Source organism: uncultured Jatrophihabitans sp. (assembly GCF_964251945.1).
Taxonomy (GTDB): Bacteria; Actinomycetota; Actinomycetes; order Mycobacteriales; family Jatrophihabitantaceae; genus Jatrophihabitans.
Genome location: NZ_CAXULP010000005.1, coordinates 111057 through 132136 on the forward strand (window position 1 = coordinate 111057; position 21080 = coordinate 132136).

Below are 21080 nucleotides of genomic sequence, written 5' to 3' on the forward strand. Positions count from 1 at the left end.
ATCGCCTCAGCCGACGGTGATGGCGTCCAGCCGCTCGCGCAGGAAGTCGGCGGCGCGCACCGGCGGATGGCTGTTCGGCCGGCCGATCGGCGGCGTCAGCGCCTCGACGACCGTGTCGGCGTCCGCCTCGTAGAAGTAGACGAGCGAGAGGAGGTCCTCGTCCGGCGAGTCGGCCTGCGGCGGCAGCACCCGGTGCCGGTTGGACTTCCACCGGTCGCCGCTCCACCGGGCGAGCAGGTCGCCGGCGTTGATCGTGAACGAGTTCTCGACGTACGGCGCGTCCTGCCAGCCGTCGGCCGCCGTCCACACCTGCAGCCCGCCGCGGCCGGGCTCGCGATCCAGCACCGTCACCGTGCCGAAGTCGGTGTGCGGGCCGATCCGGTACTGCCCGTCGGCGGGCGCGCCGACGACGCCCATCGGCGGGTACCAGTTGAGGTTCAACGTGTGCGTGGCGCGTGCGGTGTGCGCGGTGAAGAAGTCCGCCGGCAGCGCCAGCGCGGCGGCGCACAGCCTGAGCAGCTCGTCGGCGAGCGCCTTCATCGTCGCCAGGTAGGCCGTCACCGCCGGCTCGAGCGCCGGCACCTCGCTCGGATAGACGTTGCGCTGGAACCAGTAGCCGTCGAGCGGGCTCGTCGCGTCGTCGGCGCCGACCGAGAAGGACTCCTTGAGGTCGGGCGGCGTCTCGGCGCCCTCGGCGTAGCCGTTGGCCTCGACACCCGGCGGCAGCCAGCCGCGGCCGGCGACGGTCACCGCATAGGGCGTCTTGGCAGCCGCCGGCAGCGCGAAGAACTCCCGCGCAGCGGCACGCAGCCGGGCGCGGGCGTCGAGGTCGACCCCGTGCCCGGTGACCAGGAAGAACCCGACGTCGATCAGCGCCGCGTCCACTTGCGCCGCGACGCCGGCGCGATCCGTCCCGTCCAGCCAGGGACGCATGTCGACAACCGGTACGTGTGCCATCTACTCGACTCCGATGTCCTCGTTCCATACCTCTGGGTATGCGGCAATGAAGTCGGTCATCATCTGCAGGCAGCCGGGATCGTCGAGCAGCACGACCTCGACGCCGTTCTCGGCCAGCCAGTCGTGGCCGCCGACGAACGTCCGGGCCTCGCCGATCACCACGCGCGAGATGCCGAACTGCCGGATCAGCCCGCTGCAGTACCAGCACGGCGACAGCGTGGTGACCATCGTCGTGCCCCGGTAGGACGGCTGCCGGCCCGCCGCTTTGAAGGCCGCGGTCTCGCCGTGCATGGACGGGTCGCCGTCCTGCACCCGGCGGTTGCGGCCGCGGCCCAGCACCGCGCCGTCCGGACCGATCAACGCCCCGCCGATCGGCACGCCGCCTTCCGCCAAGCCGGCGCGCGCCTCCTCGACGGCGATCGCCAGCCAGGCGGCTTCGTCGTCCGCGCTCACCGCGCCAAGAGCTCCGGCGGTACGGCGATCTCCTCGTGCGGCGGCCCGAGCTGCGGGCGCAACACGGTGAACAACACTCCGTACAGGACCGCGGCGAAAAGGAAGCCGACCTCGAAGGTCAGGTCGCCCAGGGCCGGGACGTGCTTCACGAGCACGCCGACGTACTTCGTCTGGTTCGAGAAAAGCCAGATCGAGACCACGCCGCCGACGAGCATGGCGATCGGGCCGGCCCAGTTCTGATAGCGCCGGTCGCCAATCAGCGCCTGGATGCCGGTGCCCCGGCGCAGCAGCCGATCGAGCAGCACGACGCCGAGCCAGGGCCCGATCCAGTACGAGATGATCAGCAGGAAGGCCTCATAGTTGGCGCCGGCGTTCTTGATGCCGGGAAAGGCGACCGCGAGGCCGATCAGGCTGAGCACGAGGGCCACCGCGGCCCGTGCGCCCTGAGTCGGCAGCTTCACGCCGATGGCCATGAACGAGATCGACCCGGAGTACATGTTCAGCGCGTTCGCCGAGATCGCGCCGAGCACGACCGCCACGAGCGTCAGCTTGCCGAGCCAGGTGGGCACCAGGTCGGTGAACGACGAGGGGTCGAAGGCCGTCTTGCCGGCAGTCACGACCGCCGCGCCGGCCGTCTCCAGCAGCACGCAGGAGCCGAACACGCCCAAACCGGACCACAGCGCGACCGACCCCGGTTTGACGTTCGGCGGGAGGTAGCGGGTGTAGTCGGCGGCGTAAGGGTTCCAGCCGGCCGCGTAGCCGAAGGTCGCGCCCAGCATGATCAGGAACCCGCCGGGGATCGTCTTGTGGCCGCCACCCGGGTGCGCCTTCGTCAACACCCAGATGCTGACGATGACGAAGATGACCGTCAGCACCGGGAACGCGTAGCGCTCGAAGGCCTGCACCAGGTTGTGGCCGAAGAACGCGACCAACAGCTCGGCCAGCACGACGAGCACCAGGCACAGCGCCTTGGGCAAGCCGCTGACCAGCGCGTGCAGCGCCAGCGCGCCGCTGATGCTGTTGACCGCGAACCAGCCGACGCCCGCGACCACGGTGTTGAGCCCGGCCGGCAAGATGTTGCCCAGGAAGCCGAAGCCGCTGCGGCTGAGCACCATCTGCGGCACGCCGTGCCTGGGGCCCCAGGTGGACAGCACGCCCTGCGCGCCGGCGCCGACCGCGGTGCCGAGGATGATCGCGAGGAACGACTCCCAGAACGACAGCCCGAAGTACAGCGGGCCGAGAATCCCGACGCCGACCGTCGCGAACTCCATGTTCGGCGAGGTCCAAGTCCACAGCAGCTGCAGCGGCGAACCGTGCCGCTCGACGATCGGGATGTAGTCGGTGCCCCCGGGCTCGACGGCGGCCACCTTGCTGCCGTAGTGCCGCGTCGGGTCCTCGAGAACAGGCATGGTCATCGACATGACGCACAACCTGCCTGTGCAACGTGTCAAGCACGTTACGAATCATCGGTGGCAGAGTGGAGCCATGGAATTTCGCCACCTCGGCAACAGCGGCCTGCAGATCTCGGAGATCACCTACGGCAACTGGCTGACGCACGGCTCGCAGGTCGAGAACGACGTCGCGACCCAATGCGTGCGCGCCGCTCTCGACAATGGCATCACGACGTTCGACACCGCCGACGTCTACGCCAACGGCAAGGCCGAAGAGGTTCTCGGCGCCGCGCTGAAGGGCGAGCGGCGCGAGTCGCTGGAGATCTTCACAAAGGTCTACTGGCCGGTCGGGCCCGACCCCAAAGGCAAAAACGACACCGGCCTGTCGCGCAAGCACATCCTCGAGGGCATCGACGGCTCGCTGCGGCGGCTGCAGATGAATCACGTCGACCTCTACCAGGCGCACCGCTACGACTCGTTCACCCCGCTCGAGGAGACGATGCAGGCGTTCGCCGACGTCGTGCGAGCCGGCAAGGCGCTCTACATCGGCGTCAGCGAGTGGACCCCGAAACAGATCCGCGCCGGCCACGCGCTGGCCGTCGACCTCGGGGTCTCATTGGTCTCCAGCCAGCCGCAGTACTCGATGCTCTGGCGGATCATCGAGGACGAGGTCGTGCCGACCTGCGCAGAGCTCGGCATCAGCCAGATCGTGTGGTCGCCCATCGCGCAGGGCGTCCTCTCCGGCAAGTACAAGCCGGGCGCCGAGTTGCCGCCCGGCTCGCGCGCGACCGACGACAAGGGCGGCGCGAACATGATCAGCCGCTGGCTGAACGACGACGTGCTCGGCCGGGTGCAGCAGCTGGCGCCGATTGCGGCCGATCTCGGCCTGTCGATGGCGCAGCTGGCGGTGGCCTGGGTGTTGCAGAACGACAACGTGGCCGCGGCCCTGATCGGGGCGTCCCGGCCGGAGCAGGTGGCGGAGAACGTGCAGGCGGCGGGCGTGACGATTCCGCCCGACGCGCTCGCGCTGATCGATAAGGCGCTTGGCGACGTGGTCTCCCGCGACCCGGCACTCGTCGCCCGCTCAACGCCGAAGAACCGTCCGGTCTGATCTCGCCCGGACGCCTGGTTATGTTATATATGTGTTAGGAAATAGCCAGCTGAGGTAGGATCACGTCGATGGGCCTGGCCCTCGGGGGAAGCTGAGCCACCGTGCGCGACCTGACGGAGGCCTCATGTTTCATTCTGCGACCCGGGCCACTGCTGGTGGGACGTCGGTCCGGCAACCCCACTCAGCGTTGCGGCTCTGCATCGCCGTTGCTGTCTCCGTGATGATGATTGGCAGCGCTGGTGCGGTGTTGGCCGCGAGAGCGATCGCCGACCGGCAAACCGACGACGCGCGAGTGACGTTCAGGACCGCATCGGCGCAGGTTGCCTCGACGTTGCAGTTGGCGATCCAGCATGAAGAAGACCTCATCTACGCCGCGTCCGCATTCATTGCCGACAACCCTGAGCCCACCGAAGCCGATTTGGCCGGCTGGCAAACCGCGGTACAGGCCTTCCGACGGTATCCAGAATTGCTCGGGTTGGGACAGGTCGTCGTCGTTCCCCGGGCCAAGTTGGCTGCGTACGCCGCCGCGACAGCGCCGAACGGGTCATTTCGCGTCATTCCGGCTGGCGTTAGGCCCTTCTATTGCTTCACCAGGGTCGTCTTTGCCCGCCCGGGTCTAGTGGCGAGCGCGCCCGGATTTGACGTCTGCGCCGGAAATTCGACCGCTTTGAGCCTGGCGAGCGTGGACACCGGGCGTCCAGACTACATACCCTTCGGGTTTGGGGCCTCGACGTTTCTCGCGGTGCGCACCCCGGTGTATCGAGGCGGAGTCACGCCCTCGACAGTGGCCGGCCGCCGTGCGGCGTTCCTATCGTGGGTCGGCACCGAGGTCGTGCCGAAGGTGGTCTTGGCGCGGGCGCTGGCGGCCCATCCGAACCTCGCGGTGCGGTTCACCTACGCGTCAGGCGCCTCCCACGCCGACTTCCGCAGCGGCACGGTCCCCCCTAGCGCGCGAAGCAGCACCACCGACCTGCACAACGGGTGGACGGTGCGCACCTACGGGGCCAACCCCGCAGTCGGGGTTTCCGCCAGCCGCACCGCGCTGGTCGTCCTGATCGGCGGGATCCTGCTCAGCGTCGTCTTGGCCGTGCTGATGTTCGTCTTGGCCACCGGACGGCGGCGAGCGTTGGCGCTGGTGAGCGCCAAGACCGACGAGCTGCGTCATCAGGCTCTGCATGACGCGCTGACGGGATTGCCCAACCGTGCGTTGATCATGGACCGGATCGAGCATCTGCTGGCGCGCAATCTGCGCTCCGACATCGTGGGCGCGGTGCTGTATGTGGATCTCGACGGCTTCAAGAAAATCAACGACACCTTGGGCCACGGCGTCGGCGACAAACTGCTGGAGGCGGCCGCAGCCCGAATGACCACCGGCCTGCGCGAGGCGGACACGATAGGCCGGATGGGCGGCGACGAGTTCGTGATCCTGCTCGACGACGTCTCGGTGACCGGTGCGCCGGAGACGGTCGCCGAGCGCCTGCTGGACGTCTTCCGTCAGCCGTTCGACCTCGATGGCGCTGCGCATCCCGTGCTGATCACCGCCAGCGTCGGGATAGCGCTCGGGCATCGGGACACTCCGGAGCAGCTGTTGCACGAGGCCGACGTGGCGCTGTACCAAGCCAAGGCCGCCGGCAAGAATTGCTACGAGGTGTTTCGGCCGGAGATGGACACTGAAGTTCAGCGTCACGACGAACTCGAATTCGATCTGCGCTCGGCGTTGGAGGGCGGCCAATTCCAGCTCGCCTACCAGCCGATCTACAACCTCGACGACCTCTCCGTTGTCGGCGCGGAGGCGCTGCTTCGTTGGGATCATCCGACCAGGGGACGAATTCAGCCCGACGAATTCATTCCGCTGCTCGAATCGAGCGGCCAGATCATCGACGTCGGACGCTGGGTGCTGCACGAGGCATGTCAGCAGATGGCGCAATGGCGAGCACGCGGCAGCAATCTGTCAGTCTCGGTGAACGTCTCCGCACGTCAGCTGGACCGCCAGGTCGTCGTCGCCCATGTCCGCGAGGCCCTCGAGGCAAGCGGACTCGACCCGAGCGCGCTCACTCTCGAAGTGACCGAGACTGCCCTGATGCGCAACGTCGACGCCACTGCAGCCCGCCTCCGCGAACTGAAGTGTCTCGGCGTGCACGTCGCCGTCGATGACTTCGGGACGGGATACTCCAGCCTCGCCTATCTCCAGAAGTTCCCCGTCGACTGTCTCAAGATCGACCGCAGCTTCACCGACTCGATGTTCGACTCGATCGAAGCGGAGTCGCTCGTGCGTGCTCTTGTCCAACTCGGCAAGGCCCTGGGCCTCAAGACCCTCGCCGAAGGAGTGGAGACACCAGCGCAAATGGACTACCTGCGCACGCAGCACGTCGATGAGATCCAAGGTTTCCTACTCGCCCACCCGCTTGAAGCGGAGGCACTCGAAACCAAGATCTTCGATCCGCTCCGATCGAGCGGCTCGGCGCAGCGCCCCTGACCGGACGGTCAGCGGTCGGCCACCTGGGTCGACTCCTCGGCGCCGGTCTCGGGGTGTTCGGTGCGCTCGTCGGAGTCGGCGAGAATCACCTCGGCCTGCGCTTGCGGATCGTCACTCCCGACGGCGGCCTCTTCCGGAAGCAGGCGGGCGCGCTCGTCGACTCGCGGGTCTTCGCTCATGCCACACCTGTACCCAAACTGCGTCTTGGCCCCGCAGCGGCCGACTTCCCGGCGCGTCACGCCGCGCCGCGGCCAAGGCTGGGCCGGCGCGCTGGGCGCCGGTCAGATCGGGTCGCGCACGACGGGACAGGTCATGCATCTGGCGCCGCCGCGGCCGCGGCCGAGTTCGCCACCGGAGACCGCAAGCACCTCGATGCCGTGCGCCTCGAGCAACGCGTTGGTGACGACGTTGCGGTCGTAGCCCACCACGACGCCCGGTTCCAGCGCGAAGTAGTTGTTGCCGTCGCTCCACTGCTCGCGCTCGGCGGCGCGCGCGTCATCCCCGGCGCGCAGGATTGTGACGCGATCGACCTGCAGCGCCGAGGCCAACGCGATCGGCAGCGTCCCGGCCGGCTCGACGTGCACGGGCTCGGCTTCGTCCGCGCCCGGCGTGATCCGCCAGGCCCGCATCGTCTCGAGGTCGAGGTTCGGGTAGGCGACGAAGGTGGCCCAGTCGACCATGGTCAGCACCGTGTCGAGGTGCATCATCGCCCGGGTCCGCGGGATGTCGACGGCGAGCACGACCTCTGCGCTGCCGGCCCCGAACAGCCGACGCGCAAGCAGCTCGACCGCGCTCGGCGTGGTCCGCTCGCCCATCCCGATCAACACGACGCCTGGCGCCAGCACGAGCAGGTCGCCGCCCTCAAGGGTTGCCGGCCGGTGGTCGCGGTCGTCGTCGCCCCAGTACCAGCTGAAAGACGCGCCGCGGAACAGCGGGTGATACCGGTAGACCGCGCGGGTGTGGATGGACTCGCGCACCCGGGCGAGTTTCGCCATCGGGTTGACGGTCACCCCGTTTGCGATCCAAGCGGCGTTGTCCCGCTGGAACAGGGTGTTCGGCAGCGGCGGCAGCACGAGGTCGTCGTCCGCCAGCGCCTGCCACCGCAGTCCGGTGGACGGCATCGGGCCGAGGTCGGACTTCAACACCCCGCCGATCAGCAGCCCGGCCAGCGTCTGCGCGTCGACATCGTCGAGGAACACCCGCACCGCGCGAGCCAGCTGCTCGCCGAACCGCTCGGGGGTGCACGTCCGCTCGATCACGAACTGCCGCCCGTCCGGCGTGTCCAGCGCGCCGGCCAGCAGCTCGGCGAAGCGGTAGACGACGGCGCCGCGGCTGCGCAACACCTCGACGAAGTGGTCGTGCTCGTCGCGAGCGCGGGAGGCCCACGGCACGTCGTCGAACAGCAAGTCGTGGATGTTGCTCGGCGTCAGCCGGTCGAGCTCGCGTCCGGGCCGGTGGGTGATGACGTGGCGAAGCGGACCGATCTCGGAGTCGACCCGCGGCTGCAACGTGTCGGTCGGGGTGGTCGGCATTGTGGGTCGGCAGCCTACTGGGGCTGCCGATCGGTGATGCAGTAGCTCAAGCCAGCCGGGTCGCGCATCGACGTCCAGTGCGCGAAGTCGCCCGCCACGCTCGCGCCGAGGCCGACATGCCGCTCGACCTCTGTCGCGCGATCGTCGCAGGCGAGGTCGGCGTGCGCGCGCACATGAGCGTCGTCCGGGCCGAGTCGTTGCAGCAGCACCTTGACCGGCAGCTGGTCGGGCACTCGGAGCCGCTCGAATTCCGGCAGTTTGGCGTCGGTGCGCGGCCAGCCGGCGACCTCGGCCCAGAAGTCCGCGTCCCGGTCGTAGTCCGCCGCCGGCAGGTCGAGGCAGACCTGGTCGACCAGCGACCGCTGCCCGCCGGGCCACCGCGTGGCCGCCGGCCGGGTCGGCGAGCCGGCACTCGCCGTCAGGCAGAATGGCTGTCCGGCCGGCGTCGTCATCGTCACCAGCCCGCTCGTCGCGCGCACCACAGCGGCCCCGCGTTCAGCGGCCCCGGCGGTCGCCACCTCGAGATCCGGCACCGAGAGGTCGAGGTGCCAGCCGCCGGCGTCGTCGTCGGTTCGCTGCAACCGCAGGTACGTTGTGCCCTCGATCGGCTGCACCGGCGTGGATGGCGCCCGGTCGCCGGCGGGGTCGCCGGCGGGCCAGCCGCTCACCTGCGACCAGAACTCCAGGTCGCGGTCGAAGAACGGGGCGGGCACGTCGGCGCACAGGCTGATCCAGCGGACGTCCAGGGCTGCAGCGGGCATGCCTGCTTCGTACCCCGCCACCCGCACTCGCCCGCACCCGCCCGCACCCGACGGACCGCCGCGCGCGCCCGGGCGCCGGCGGCGGCCCCGCGCGGCGAGCGGCCGGCGATCCCCCGCGTGCCGACGTTGTCGGACCGGCGCGGTTGACTGTGTTTGTGGCAGTCGACTACTTCCCCGCGGCAACCGCCGACTGCCCCACCTTCGTCGAGGACACCGAGTGGCATCCGCTTGTCGATGGCGCGCGGTACTTCGCCGAGTTGGACGAGCAGCTGCACGGCCTCGGCGAGGGCGACGCCGTGCTGGTGGCCGGGCTGACCGTCGATCCCGATCTCGACCTGTGCGGCCGCGCGCCCGGCGACCCCGACTTTGCCCCGCTCGGCGGCCGCTTGGCCGAGGCCGCCGCGGCGGGCGCCACGATCCGGGTGCTGATCGCCGGCCGGGTGTGGGCGTCCTCTATCCCGTCGGACGCGCTCGGCGGCTTCCGCACGAACGCGCAGCGGGCCCGGCGGCTGCGGGCATGGACGCTGGAGGGCGCGGCCACGCCGCCGCTGGCCGGCTGCGTGCTGCTCGATTTCTCCGGCGCGCTGCTCGGCTCGAATCATCAGAAGGTGGTGGTCGTGGTCCGCGGCGGTGTGTTGACCGCCTACGTCGGCGGCATCGATCTCGAGATGGAGCGGCTCGACAACGCGTCGCACGACACCCTGCGGCTCAAGGGCAACCGCTGGGGCTGGCACGACGCCGCGGTGCGGCTGCGCGGCCGAGCGGCGGTCGAGGTGTGGCAGGAGCTGAACAGCCGGTGGAAGGAGGCGTCGACGCTGCCGCGCAAAAAGTGGCTGCGCCGGCTGCCGGTGGTTGAGCCGCTCAACCCCGGCGACATCGCGAGGCCGGCCGATAGCACGCCCGCCGGGCGCCTGGTCTCCAGGCAACCGCCGGTCGAGCAGCCGGGCGTCTCGGTGCGGGTGCTGCGCTCGATGCCGGCGCACAAGTTCGAGTCGCTGCTGCCCGGCCGCACGCTCGAGTGGGACTACCAGACCGAGGATCGGCCGCGCGGCGTCCAGGACGTCTTCCACACGCTGACCACCGCGTTCGCCGCCGCGCAGCGCTACATCTACCTCGAGGACCAGTACCTCGGCGAGGAGCTCGGCGGCCGCCCGCAGTTCGAGCTGTATCCGGCTCTCCTTGCAGCGCTGCGACGCGGCGTGCGGGTGATCCTGGTCGGCTCCGGCATCCGCGACCCGGACGACGCCGGCTACCACCCATGGCCGATCAACCGCCGGCTCAACCGCGACCTCCGCGACAAGATCTTCGACCGGCTCTCGCCGCGCGAGCGGCCGAACTTCGTGGTGGCCCGGATCGAGCACGCGACCGTGCACGCCAAGCTCGTGCTCGTCGACGACGCGTTCGCCTGCGTCGGCTCGGCGAACATGTTCAGCCGATCGATGGGCGGCGTCGATCGCGAGCTCAGCACGGCGGTGCAGACGAGCACCTCGCTCGTGCGCGACCTGCGCGTGGCGCTGTGGGCCGAGCATCTGCGCACGCCGCTCACCGACGAGTTGCGAGAGTCGCTCGCCGACCTCGACCAGGCGCTCGGCATCTGGAACGCAGACTGGCTGGTGCCCGGCGCCGCCACGACCACCTGGCGTTCGGCCGGCGAGCCGGCCGGTTTCGCGCCGCGAGAAAGCGTCGTGCGCCGTGTCGACGCCTGAACGCCGCGCAGGTTCGCCCACGTGGCGCAGCGAGCCCAGGTGACCGAGGTGACCCAGGTGGCTGGGCACACCCGAGAGCTAACCCGCGCGCACGACGGGGTACGCCATCCACAGCCTAGGTTGACACGCCAACAATTCGAGCAGGAAGAGCCGTCGTGACCGAGCAGAGCCAACCCGCCCACCACGCCCAGGACTCGGCAGCGGCGCCTCTCGCGCGCGCCGAAGCCGGCGTGCCCGAGCACGGCGACGGTCGCCACGAAGAGTCCCCCGGCGCCATCGCGGTCACCGAGCTGATCGATCGGGAGCACGCGGCCGCCCCAGCCCCCGAAGAAGCCGCCGCAGAACCAGCGGCAGCGCGCAAGCAGAGCGGCCCGGCCCAGCACAAGTGGTGGACGCTGGTCGGCGTCTGCCTGGGCACGTTCATGCTGCTGCTCGACGTCACGATCGTGAACGTCGCGCTGCCGGACATCCAGAGCGCGCTGAAGTCCAGCTTCTCCGACCTGCAGTGGGTGGTCGACGCCTATGCCCTGACGCTCGCCGCCCTGCTGTTGACCGCGGGCAGCCTCGCCGACAACTTCGGCCGCCGGAAGCTCTACGTCATCGGCCTGACGGTCTTTACTGTCGCCTCGCTGCTCTGCGGCGCCGCCCAGACGACGCTGATGCTGCAGCTGTCGCGCGGCCTGCAGGGGGTCGGCGGCGCGATCATGTTCGCGGTCTCGCTGGCCCTGCTCGCCGACGCGTTCCGCGGCAAGGACCGCGGGGTCGCGTTCGGCATCTGGGGCGGGGTCACCGGCTTGGCGACGGCGATCGGCCCGCTGCTGGGCGGCGCCCTCACCACCGGGCTGTCCTGGCGGTGGATCTTCTTCGTCAATCTGCCGGTCGGCATCGCGGCAGTGATCATCGTGCTGCTGCGCGTCGCCGAATCGCGCGCGCCGAAAGCGCGGCGGCCGGACTGGCTCGGCTTCGCGGTCTTCAGCGTCGCGCTCGCCGCGCTGGTGTACGGGCTCATCGAGTCCAGCGAGCGCTCCTTCAGCGACACTCGCGTGCTGGCCGCGTTGATCGCCGCCGGCGTGCTGTTGGTCGCCTTCGTCGTCATCGAGATCGGCAAGTCCGAGCCGATGTTCGACTTCTCGCTGTTCCGCAAGCCGACGTTCACCGGGGGCGCGGTCGCCGCGTTCGGAATGTCCGCCTCGGCGTTCGCGCTGCTCGTCTACTTCGTGCTCTACCTTCAGAACGTCCTCGGCTTCGACGCCCTTAACACCGGCCTGCGGCTGCTCGTGATGTCCGGCGGCATCCTGATCACCTCGGCCGTCGCCGGGCGGCTCACGTCGCACGTCCCGATCCGGTTCCTCATCGGCCCCGGGCTGCTCGTCGTCGGCGTCGGTCTGCTGCTGATGCGCGGGTTGGACGTGGGCACGGTCTGGACGCATCTCATTCCCGGCCTGGTCGTCATCGGCGCCGGTGTGGGGCTGGTCAACCCGCCGCTCGCCTCGACGGCCGTCGGCGTGGTCGAGCCGCAGCGGGCGGGCATGGCGTCCGGCATCAACTCGACGTTCCGCCAGGTCGGCATCGCCACCGGCATCGCCCTGCTCGGCACGCTGTTCTCGAACCGGGTCACCAGCGAGGTGCTGAGCCGGGTGTCCGGCGATCCGCAGCTGAAGGGCCGTGGCTCGGAGCTGGCCACCGCCGTCCGGTCGGGCGCCATCGGCAAAGTGCTCGCGAAGGCGCCGGCGGCGGCCCGCCACTCCATCGAGCAGATCGCCACCGGCTCGTTCGCGGCAGGACTTAACCTGATCCTGCTGGTCGCCGCCTTCATCGCCTTCGGTGCCGGCGTCGTTGCGCTGGCCACCATCCGGAGCAAGGACTTGGTGAACGCCGAGCACTGAGGCCGCGGCACCGGCTGGCGCAGCGCGCGCGAATCAGCAGCTTCTCCCGACGCTGCGCCGGCGCGGCCGCACAGCGGTCATGTCGGCGGCCCTGGCATCGGTGGCCCTGGCATCGGTGGCCCTGGCATCGGGGCCAGCCCCCGGGAGCTGGCCGGGGGGTTCGATGCGGTGTTCGGCCGTTGCTGCTGGTCTCGGTCTGCCCGTAGCTGGGTGTTCTGGGTTTCGAGGTCGAGCACCATGGCGATGCCCGCCAAGTTCAGTCCGGCTTCGAGCAGGTCGCTGATGTGGCGCAAACGTTCGAGGTCGTTGGGGCTGTAACGCCGCGTCCCGCCCTCGGTTCGCTCGGGTTGCAGCAGCCCGCGGGCCTCGTACAGGCGCAGGTTCTGCACCCCGATGCCGACCAGTTCCGCCGCGACCGAGATGCCATACACGCCCCGATCGCCGTCGGGTCCGGGCAGCCGCATCAAGCACACCCTTCCTCCGCAAATTTCTTTCCGACTTGACTCTTGCATCAGCATGCCACGAGTGCTACAACAAATCTATAGCGCACACCATAGATCGCCCGGCGGTCCATGGCCCCAGAGAGCATCAGGAGACAACACTATGGAGGTGGAAACGATGCTTATGCGCACCGACCCGTTCCGTGAACTGGACCGACTCAGCCAACAAGCCTTCGGCACCAATGGCACCCTTGCCCGCCCATCAGTGATGCCGATGGACGCCTGGCGCGACGGCGACACCCTCCACGTCGAGTTCGACCTTCCCGGCGTCAACCCGGACTCGATCGACCTCGACGTCGAACGCAACGTGGTCACCGTCAAGGCAGAACGACTGCCGCGGGCCAGCGATGCGGAGTTGATCGCCGCCGAGCGTCCGCGTGGGGTGTTCAGTCGACAGCTGATCCTCGGCGACAACCTTGACACCGAGCGCATCGCCGCCAGCTACGACACTGGCGTGCTCACTCTGGAGATTCCGGTCGCAGAGAAGGCCAAGCCTCGCAAGATCTCTGTCACCAGCAAGGGTGAGGACCGGCATTCAATCAATGCCTGATCGGTGCGGGCTGAGTTCGACGCCTTCATCGCCCGCTATGGCCAGGTCCGCCGCCGCACGAGCGCCCATCTCGGAAGGACGGGCGGACAGCCCGCCTCGCTCGTGGTCCCGGCCGCATCGGCGGCCGGGACCACGAACCATGCCGCGCAGATCACCCCCACAGGGACCTCACGCGGATCACACATCATGCTAGGCTTGAACCGCGCCAGACGGCGTGACCTGCGGGGGTCGCACTCTACGAGGTGACCACGTGCCGCAGTTCTCCGACAGCAGAAACCGCGCTGTCAGCATCGTCGTCCAGCGCTCGCGCCTGGCCGGCAATCACCGCGCCTACGTCGCTTTCGGCTCCACCGACGCGGGCTACCGAGATCTCGACTCCGGCGCGGTCGTCTGCGCCGACGAGGCGGACGTCGCCCTCGTCGCCCAACTTACGGCTCACCTCCTGCCGCCCGCGCTGCGCACCCCGCCCGCCGCGCGGCCGACACCCCCGGCGACCCCCAAGTCGGCGTCCCCGGCGACCCCCCCGGCGACCCCCCCGGCGACGGAGCACACCGTCCACCCGGTGCACGCCAGTCCGGTCGCCCACGACGTCACCGACTTCTCCTTCATCGCCAAGCAACAGCGTGCCGCCGATCTCGCCAGACTCGCCGAACTCGCCGAGACTTTCTGCGCGTCGTCCCCGATGCGCTCGCGTGAGCGCTTGGCGCCGATCCGCGCCGGCCGGCTCCAGTCCACCGGCTGATCCCAACGACGCCGACGACGTCGATTCAGGCTTCAGCTGGCCGCGCCGGGCCCGAACGGCGAGCCGGCCGGTCAACCAGATGAGCCAACCTAGCGACACCACGAGGCCGAAGCTGACGAGCCGGTAGAGCAGCACCCCCGCGGTTGCGAACACCACCCGCTCACCGCCCTGGGTGAGCGCGAAGATCATCGCGGCGTCGACGATGCCCAGGCCGCCCGGCGAGAAGCTCACGCTCGACAAGCTCATGCCGGCGACGTAGGCAAGCATCAACAACGCCACCGAGGAGTGCCGCACGCCGACCGCCTGGCAGCACGCGACGAGGCAGACGAGGTCCGCGAGCCAGTTGAGGGACGCGAGGTAGAGGCTGATCCCCCAGTCGCGTCGGCGCAGCCGGATGGCGCTCAGCTCGCCAGCCAGCCGCTGAACCGCGGCCAGGCCCGCGTCTGGCGCGCGGCGCCGGGCCCTGTTGACGACCCGCAGCGCCGGCGCTGCCAGTTCGAGCAGTTGGCGCCCGGCGCAGGAGCGGCGAGCGACGAGGGTCGCCACCACGGTCACGATTGCCAGCACGCCCAGCACGGCGGCGCTGCCGATCAGCCCCTGGCCGGCGGCGACCGCGCTGAACACCCCGAGGATCGCGAACGCGCAGGTGCTCAGCGCGGCCGACGCGAGCACCGTGAAGCCGGCCGTCGGCGCCGTCGCGCCCCATGCGCGCAGCCGCCGATAGAGATAGCCCGACGACACCGCAGAGCCGCCGGGAAACGTCGCGCCGACGGCGGTGGCCGCGTACGTCAACGCCTCGACCCGGTGCATCGGCAGTCGGAGGCCGCCGGCGGCCAGCAACCGGCGACGCATGCGAGCGAAAGCGCGCATCGACAGCAGTTCGGCGCCGATCGCGACGGCCAGCCAGGGCAGTTCTGCGAGGCCCAGCGCCGCCGCCCCACGCGCGAGGTAAGGGGCGGCGACCACGGCTTCGACGGCGAAGGCGGCGACCATCAGGACGACCGCGGCCCGGCGCACCCCCGGCCGGCGCCACAGCGGCGCCCGTTCGCGGACCTTCGACGCCGCGAGACCCGTCTCCACCGCCGCCTCGAACGTCGTCACGACGCGCTTGACCGGTCGGCGTGGTTGACCCGCATACCGGCCAAACGGAGGGACCCTCCGATGCATTCCTCCGACTGGCTGTGAGTTCGCCGAGTCAGCGCGACCCTGAAGTGGGCCTCGACAAGGGACGCGGCATGCGGCCCGGAGCGGGCGCCGCTGCGGGCCGCATGCCGTTCACCCGGTGACGCGTTCGGGCGTCGGGCGGCCGCCGAGCTGGTCGCGACCGTTGCGTTTGGCCTCGTACAGCGACATGTCGGCCACGCGGTAGAGGCTGAGCAGATCTTGCGCGTGCGTGGGGAGATGCGCGAGGCCGATCGAGACGGACAACCGCAGCTGCGCGGGCGCGTCCGGGTTCGGCTGCGCCGTCCACGGCCCGACGTCGAACACGTGCTCGCGCACCGCGCGAAGGATCTGACTCGCGCGGTCGAAGGCCGCCGGCACGGTGCACGCCGCAAGCAGCACAGCGAACTCGTCGCCACCCATTCGGCTGACGATGTCTGTTCGCCGCCCGGCCGCGCGGAGGATCCCGGCGAGCTCTTGCAGCACCCGGTCGCCGGCCGGGTGGCCGTGCACGTCGTTCACCTGCTTGAACCGGTCGAGGTCGATCAGGAGCAGGGCCGTGCCGCCAGCGTGGTCGACCTCGGCGAACGCGTTCTCCGCGGCGTGGTCGAGCACCCTGCGGGTGTGCAGGCCGGTCAGCGGATCGATGGCGGCCTGTATGCGGAGCTGTTCGATCAGCGCGTCGTTCCGCTCGGCGTTGTGCACGAGCAGGGCTGCGGTGGAACACAGCATCGCGGCGACGAACCCGGCATCGGCCACGGCGACGTGAAGCGGCAGCAGCGTCAGCGTCACCACCAGCTCGGCGAGCACCGCGGCTGCGCACACCATGGCCGCGGCCGCCCGGCGCAGCTGCGCGGCGGCGTAGAGCACGGGCAAGAAGAAGAAGATCTGGCCCGTGACGCTCGCGTCCGCGGTGGAGATGTCGAGCATCGCGATCAAGGCGACCGCGGCGAACGGATAGGCGGCCCACGCGGCTCGCGGCGGCGTCCGGGCCGCGAACAGGCACCCGGCCAAAACGACGATCGCCAAGCACGCCGCCACGGTCGTCCCGGTCTGCGCGCGCATGGTGGCGGTCGGCAGGGCAAGCGCGAAGCCCGCGGTCACGCCTGCGGCGACCACGGTCAGCACGAGCAGCGTCCACTTGGCCACCGATTCGTGGCGCGGCTGGAAATTGTCGATCACGGCCATGGCGTCACACCGCTGACGACGTCGGACGTTCGGCGAGGCTGATTCGGGGTGGCGGCGGGTTGGTCGGCGGCTGCGGCGCCGCGTAAAGATAACCCTGGACCAACAGTCGCGAATAGTCCGGCAACGCCGCCAGCTGGCGGGTGGTCTCAACGCCCTCGACGACGCAACTGAGCCCAAGCTGCTCGGCAAGGCTGATCGTGGTCCGAACGAGGGTGACCGATTTCGGGTCGTCCGGCAGCTCGCTGATGAACGAGCGATCGATCTTGAGGCAGTCGACCGGCAGCTCGGCGAGGTAGCGCAGCGAGGCGTAGCCGGTGCCGAAATCGTCGATCGCCAGGCCGACGCCGACGGCCTTCAACTGGTTGAGCTCGGCCAGGTTCGCGGGCGCGACCTCGAGCAGCACCGTCTCGGTGAGCTCCAGCGTCAGCGCCGACGGGTCCAGCTCGCCGCGCTCCAGCGCCGCGCTCACCCGCCCGTCAAAGCCAGGCCTGGCGATGTCGCGAGCGCTGCGGTTGACCTTCAGCTCAAGGTGGGCGAGGGCGGGCTCCCGGCGCCATTGGGCGACCTGCGCGCACGCGATATACAGCACTCGTTCGTCGATGGGCCCGATCAGCCCGCTGCGCTCCGCGACCTCGATCACGTGGGCGGTGTTGATGAGTCGGCCGTCCTCGTCCCGAATCCGCAGCAGCGCCTCGACGCCGTGCACGATCTCGGTGCGCGGATCGACGATCGGCTGGTAATGCACCTCGAGGGTGTCGTGGGCGAGCGCTTGGCGAATGGCGCGCTCGATCCGATCGTCGGCGGCGGAGTCTCGACGCAAACTCGGCTCGAAGAACGCATGGGCGTTGCCGCCCGCCTTCTTCACGTGGTACATCGCCGCGTCGGCATCGCGCAGCAAGCCCTCCGGCGTGGCGCCGACGCCGGCCACGGCGATGCCGATGCTCAGCGACACCGAGTGCTGGAGCGTGCCCACCTCGATCGGGTAGGCGAGCGCGTCGAGCAGCCGCTCGGCGACTTGGTCGGCCAGCGCGGCCGGCTGCTCGTCCTGGCGGATGTCGAGCACGACGGCAAACTCGTCGCCGCCCATCCTGGCCAAGGTGTCGGCGGCCCGGACGCTGGCGTTCAGCCGCTCGGCGACGGCGGCGAGCAACTGATCGCCGAGCTGATGGCCGTGCAGGTCGTTGAACCGCTTGAAGCCGTCGAGATCGCACATCAGGACCACGACGTGCCCGCCGCGCGCGGCACGGTGGAGCGCGTGCTCGATCCGGTCGTGCATGACGCGTCGGTTCGGCAGCCCGGTCAGATCGTCGTGCAACGCCGCGTGGGCGATCCGCTGCTCGAGCTCGACCTTCTCGGTGAGGTCGCGGCTGAGGACCAGCAGCTTGACGACCTGGCCGTCGGCGTCGCGAAGGAACGGCGACACCCGCCGGGACAACCACCGACTCGGCTCCCCGTCGTGCAGCACGCGGTGCCGGGACTGGCTGAACGCGAGGTCGGGGAGCCGGCAGGCGTCGAGAAACAGCTGCGCCAGCTCGCGGCGGTCGTCAGCGGGCACGAGCACGTCGACGTCGACGCCGCTGAGCACGCGCACGGACGGCTCGGTGAAGCCGACAAGCGGCCGGCCGGTCGTGTTGGCCCGGCTCAGCTCGCCGGTGCGGACGTCGTAGATGTGGATGGCGTCCGGAGTCGCCGCGATGACCGCCTGCTGGTGAGCCGCCCCCTGCTCGAGCTCGGCGTGCGCCCGGCGCAGCTCGACCTCTGCCTCGTGCATCTCGCTGACGTCGGCGCAGGTGCCGATCAGCTGCACCGCGCGGCCGTCGGCGCCCTGTTCGACGAGCATGCGCAGGTCGAACCAGCGCGACTCGCCGTCTGCCGAGTTGACGGCGAACCGGACGTTCCGCGACCCGCCGCGGGCCACGAGGTCGTCGAAGGCCGAGCGCAGCATTTGCAGGTCCTCGTCGCTGATCTGGCGCTCGAACGCGAGCGGCTCGACCGTCGAGTAACCGAGCGTGCCCTCGGGCACGGCGAAGCCGAAGAAGCGCGCGGTCGTCGCCGAGACGCTGAACAACTCGCGGGTCAGGTCGTAGCGCCACGAGCCGACCCGGGCGAGCTGCTGGGCCTGCCGCAGCAGGCGAAGCTCGTCGTCGGCGAAGAACTCGCGGTCGAGCAGCTCGATCGAGCCGACGGTCTCCGGCACGGCGAGGTCGGCAAGGTCGGCAAGGTCGGCGAGCGAGACGTTCTGCTCGGCGATCGGGCGCATCGGACGCAACCTCGGCGTCCGCACGCCGACTTTCCATATGTTGGCCACTCGCAGCCCACCTCCCACCGGCTCATCGGCCGGGCGGCGGCGAACCTGAGCGCGACTTGGGGCGCCGAGTGCGGGCGCGCCCTCAGATTCCCAACTTCCGAGCCGATGTCTTCGCCTGTGGCTTTCCTGCGCGAGTACGGCGTGGCCGACGACGCGGCCCGAGTGGCGGCGCTTCGCGCACTCGCGGTGCTGGACCGGCCGCGCCGTGCCGAGCTCGACTCGCTCGCTCGACTTGCGGCGCATATCTGCGGCACCGCCCGTTCGCTGATCAACCTGATCGACGAGGACCGCGCGTGGTCGGCCGCCGCGCATGGATGTGAGCCCGTGTCGGTCCACCGGAGCGACTCGATGTGCGCTGTCGCGATCCGCTCTGCCGACGTCGCCTACACCCCGGACGCCGCCGAGGACCCGCGCTGGAGCGGCAGCCCGGGCGTCGACGGCCGGCTCGACCGGGTGCGCGTCTACGCCGCCGCGCCCCTGACGTTGCCGAGCGGGCACGTGATCGGGACGGTCTGCGTCTTCGACACCGTCGAGCGCGTCCTGAGCGCCGACCAGCTCGACCGGCTGCGGGACATCGCCGGTCAGGCGGTGTTGCTGCTGACGCTGCAGCGCGAGATCGACCAGCTCGGCGCCGCGGCGACGAGGGACTTCCTGACCGGCGCCGCGAATCACGCGATGTTCGAGTCGGCGGCGCAGCAGGCGCTCGCGCGACACGAGCGCGGCCTGCCGGCGCCGACCGTCTTCTTCCTCGACCTGGACCGCTTCAAAGCGGTCAACGACGAGTACGGGCATGCTGTCGGCGACGCGCTGCTCGTGAGCGTCGCGAAGCGCGTCGCCGGCGTGCTGCGCAACACCGACATGCTGGCTCGGCTCAGCGGCGACGAATTCGTGGTGCTGACCGACGGCGCCGGGGACGCGGGCGTGCAGGTGCTCGCTCAACGGATCCGGCGCCAGTTCACCATGCCGTTCGAGGTCGGCGGCCACACCCTGTCCGTCCGCGCGTCCCTCGGCTGGGCGACGGCCCGCTGGGCCGAGACCTTGCCCGAGTTGCTGCACCGCGCCGACGAGGCGATGTACGGGGACAAGAGGCAACATCGCGCGGCGGCGTCGTGAGCATTCGTGACCTGCCAGTGACCGACGCAGCCCGCGCGGGCGCCGGACGAGCCCGCGCGGTGGTCAGTCGACTCGTGCTGCCGCGCCAGCGCTCGACGAACGCGCCGGAGGCGGTCGCGGCGGCGGCCGCCGGAAACGCGCTGCTGGCCGGGACCGGCGTGATCCTGCTCGCCTCGGCGCCGCTGCTCGACGCGAACCGCCGCGGCTGGATCGCGCTGGTCACGATCGGCGCGCTGGTGGCGGCGGCGTTGCTCACCAGCGCGCGGCTTGAGTGGCCGAGGTTGCCGCGACGCGCGACGCTCGTCTTCCCCTTCCTGGTGTGCGGCGCGCTGTCGGCCGCCTCGGCGGCCCAACCGGGGCTGACCGCGCCGCTGACCGGCATAGTGACGCTCTGCTTCGCCTACATCGGGAGCACCCAGCGGCCATGGACCAGCCTGTGGCTGCTACCGGCCGCCGGGGGCACGCTGGTGGCGGGTTACGGCGGGTTCACCAGCCAGGTGGTCGTTCGGTTGGTGCTGGCGATGGCGGTCTGGACGCTCGTCGCGGAACTGTTGGCCCGCCCGCGAACCCGGCGCCAGGAGCCGGCGGCGTCCTCGGCCGTCGTCGATCCTCTGACCGGCGTGCCGGACCGGCGCGACCTCGAGGTCCGGCTGACCCGGCTGGGCGTCGGCGACACGCTGGTCGCCTGCGACCTCGACCATTTCAAGATCATCAACGACACCCTCGGGCACTCGTTCGGCGACCGGGTGTTGAGCGAATTCGGGTCGGTGCTGCGCGCGACGCTGCGCGGCCAGGACTACTGCGCGCGGTTCGGCGACTCGCAGTTCGCGCTGCTGCTGACCGGCGCCAGCCACGGGCAGGCGCAGACGCTGCTCAGCCGCCTGCGCGAGCACTGGGCGACGTTGCAGCCGGCGGTGACGTTCTCGGCCGGCGTCGCCACGCATGTGCCGGACCGGTCTGCGGCCGCCACCCTCGAGGCCGCCGACGCCGCTCTCCGCGTGGCGAAGGACGCCGGGCGCAACACGACGCGGGTCGAGCAACGCGAGGCGCACGCGTCGGCCTGAGCGCCCTGTCGCTCCGCGGCGCGTCGCGGAGTGAGACGTCCGCGCGACGTCATCTCGACTCCGCTCGGTGTGTCGTCTCGACTCCGCTCGGTGTGTCGTCCCGCCCGCTCGGGTCCGTCCACAGGGCGCGCGTCAGGCGGCTTGAATCGGCCCTCGCGTTTCTAGTCTCCGTCCGTCCCAT

Annotated in this window: 17 protein-coding genes; 7 read left to right on the forward strand and 10 right to left on the reverse strand. The window is 70.3% G+C overall.

Annotated elements, in window-relative coordinates:
- Positions 1–6: 6 nt before the first annotated feature.
- The 3 genes from ACFFBG_RS12045 to ACFFBG_RS12055 are packed head-to-tail and all read right to left on the reverse strand — an operon-like array spanning position 7 to position 2825.
- Positions 7–957 (reverse strand): isopenicillin N synthase family dioxygenase, encoded by a 951-nt coding sequence (locus ACFFBG_RS12045; protein WP_375478954.1) that lies wholly within the window; start codon positions 955–957, stop codon positions 7–9.
- Positions 958–1410, reverse strand: coding sequence for a nucleoside deaminase (locus tag ACFFBG_RS12050; protein ID WP_375478956.1), 453 nt, complete (start codon positions 1408–1410; stop codon positions 958–960).
- A complete protein-coding gene (locus ACFFBG_RS12055; RefSeq protein WP_375478958.1) occupies positions 1407–2825 on the reverse strand; it encodes a purine-cytosine permease family protein in 1419 nt (472 codons plus the stop codon). Before ACFFBG_RS12055 ends, ACFFBG_RS12050 begins: the two co-directional genes overlap by 4 nt.
- A gap of 70 nt (positions 2826–2895) precedes the next feature.
- Between ACFFBG_RS12055 and ACFFBG_RS12060 the strand changes: the two genes are divergently transcribed.
- Positions 2896–3912: an aldo/keto reductase family protein gene (locus tag ACFFBG_RS12060; protein ID WP_375478960.1), complete on the forward strand. Its 1017-nt coding sequence runs from the start codon at positions 2896–2898 to the stop codon at positions 3910–3912.
- A 220-nt stretch (positions 3913–4132) separates the two neighbouring features.
- A complete protein-coding gene (locus tag ACFFBG_RS12065) occupies positions 4133–6388 on the forward strand; it encodes a putative bifunctional diguanylate cyclase/phosphodiesterase (RefSeq protein WP_375478962.1) in 2256 nt (751 codons plus the stop codon).
- Positions 6389–6396: 8 nt separating this feature from the next.
- On the opposite strand, the gene ACFFBG_RS12070 is transcribed toward ACFFBG_RS12065, so the two are convergent.
- From ACFFBG_RS12070 to ACFFBG_RS12080, 3 genes are all read right to left on the reverse strand, one after another.
- On the reverse strand, positions 6397–6567 hold the full coding sequence (locus tag ACFFBG_RS12070; RefSeq protein ID WP_375478964.1) for a hypothetical protein: 171 nt from the start codon (positions 6565–6567) through the stop codon (positions 6397–6399).
- Between the two features lie 102 nt (positions 6568–6669).
- Positions 6670–7920, reverse strand: coding sequence for an arginine deiminase (locus ACFFBG_RS12075; protein WP_375478966.1), 1251 nt, complete (start codon positions 7918–7920; stop codon positions 6670–6672).
- 14 nt (positions 7921–7934) lie between these two features.
- Positions 7935–8681 (reverse strand): VOC family protein, encoded by a 747-nt coding sequence (locus ACFFBG_RS12080; RefSeq protein WP_375478968.1) that lies wholly within the window; start codon positions 8679–8681, stop codon positions 7935–7937.
- Between the two features lie 155 nt (positions 8682–8836).
- On the opposite strand from ACFFBG_RS12080, the gene ACFFBG_RS12085 reads away from it, so the two are divergent.
- Positions 8837–10387: a phospholipase D-like domain-containing protein gene (locus tag ACFFBG_RS12085; RefSeq protein ID WP_375478970.1), complete on the forward strand. Its 1551-nt coding sequence runs from the start codon at positions 8837–8839 to the stop codon at positions 10385–10387.
- 155 nt (positions 10388–10542) lie between these two features.
- Positions 10543–12273 (forward strand): MFS transporter, encoded by a 1731-nt coding sequence (locus ACFFBG_RS12090; RefSeq protein ID WP_375478972.1) that lies wholly within the window; start codon positions 10543–10545, stop codon positions 12271–12273.
- A gap of 77 nt (positions 12274–12350) precedes the next feature.
- On the opposite strand, the gene ACFFBG_RS12095 is transcribed toward ACFFBG_RS12090, so the two are convergent.
- Entirely contained in the window at positions 12351–12737 is a 387-nt protein-coding gene (locus ACFFBG_RS12095) for a MerR family transcriptional regulator (RefSeq protein ID WP_375478974.1), read from the reverse strand.
- A gap of 154 nt (positions 12738–12891) precedes the next feature.
- Here ACFFBG_RS12095 and ACFFBG_RS12100 point away from each other — a divergent pair, with 154 nt between their 5' ends.
- Positions 12892–13323, forward strand: coding sequence for an Hsp20/alpha crystallin family protein (locus ACFFBG_RS12100; protein WP_375479237.1), 432 nt, complete (start codon positions 12892–12894; stop codon positions 13321–13323).
- A gap of 235 nt (positions 13324–13558) precedes the next feature.
- Here ACFFBG_RS12100 and ACFFBG_RS12105 read toward each other — a convergent pair whose 3' ends face one another.
- The 3 genes from ACFFBG_RS12105 to ACFFBG_RS12115 form a co-directional block, all read right to left on the reverse strand.
- Positions 13559–15166, reverse strand: coding sequence for a YbhN family protein (locus tag ACFFBG_RS12105; RefSeq protein ID WP_375478976.1), 1608 nt, complete (start codon positions 15164–15166; stop codon positions 13559–13561).
- Positions 15167–15340: 174 nt separating this feature from the next.
- Positions 15341–16414, reverse strand: coding sequence for a GGDEF domain-containing protein (locus ACFFBG_RS12110; protein ID WP_375478978.1), 1074 nt, complete (start codon positions 16412–16414; stop codon positions 15341–15343).
- 4 nt (positions 16415–16418) lie between these two features.
- A complete protein-coding gene (locus ACFFBG_RS12115) occupies positions 16419–18674 on the reverse strand; it encodes a putative bifunctional diguanylate cyclase/phosphodiesterase (protein ID WP_375478980.1) in 2256 nt (751 codons plus the stop codon).
- Positions 18675–18827: 153 nt separating this feature from the next.
- On the opposite strand from ACFFBG_RS12115, the gene ACFFBG_RS12120 reads away from it, so the two are divergent.
- Both ACFFBG_RS12120 and ACFFBG_RS12125 read left to right on the forward strand, forming a co-directional pair.
- Positions 18828–19835 (forward strand): diguanylate cyclase domain-containing protein, encoded by a 1008-nt coding sequence (locus ACFFBG_RS12120; RefSeq protein WP_375478982.1) that lies wholly within the window; start codon positions 18828–18830, stop codon positions 19833–19835.
- Between the two features lie 17 nt (positions 19836–19852).
- Positions 19853–20899: a diguanylate cyclase gene (locus tag ACFFBG_RS12125; protein WP_375478984.1), complete on the forward strand. Its 1047-nt coding sequence runs from the start codon at positions 19853–19855 to the stop codon at positions 20897–20899.
- Positions 20900–21080 lie beyond the last annotated feature (181 nt).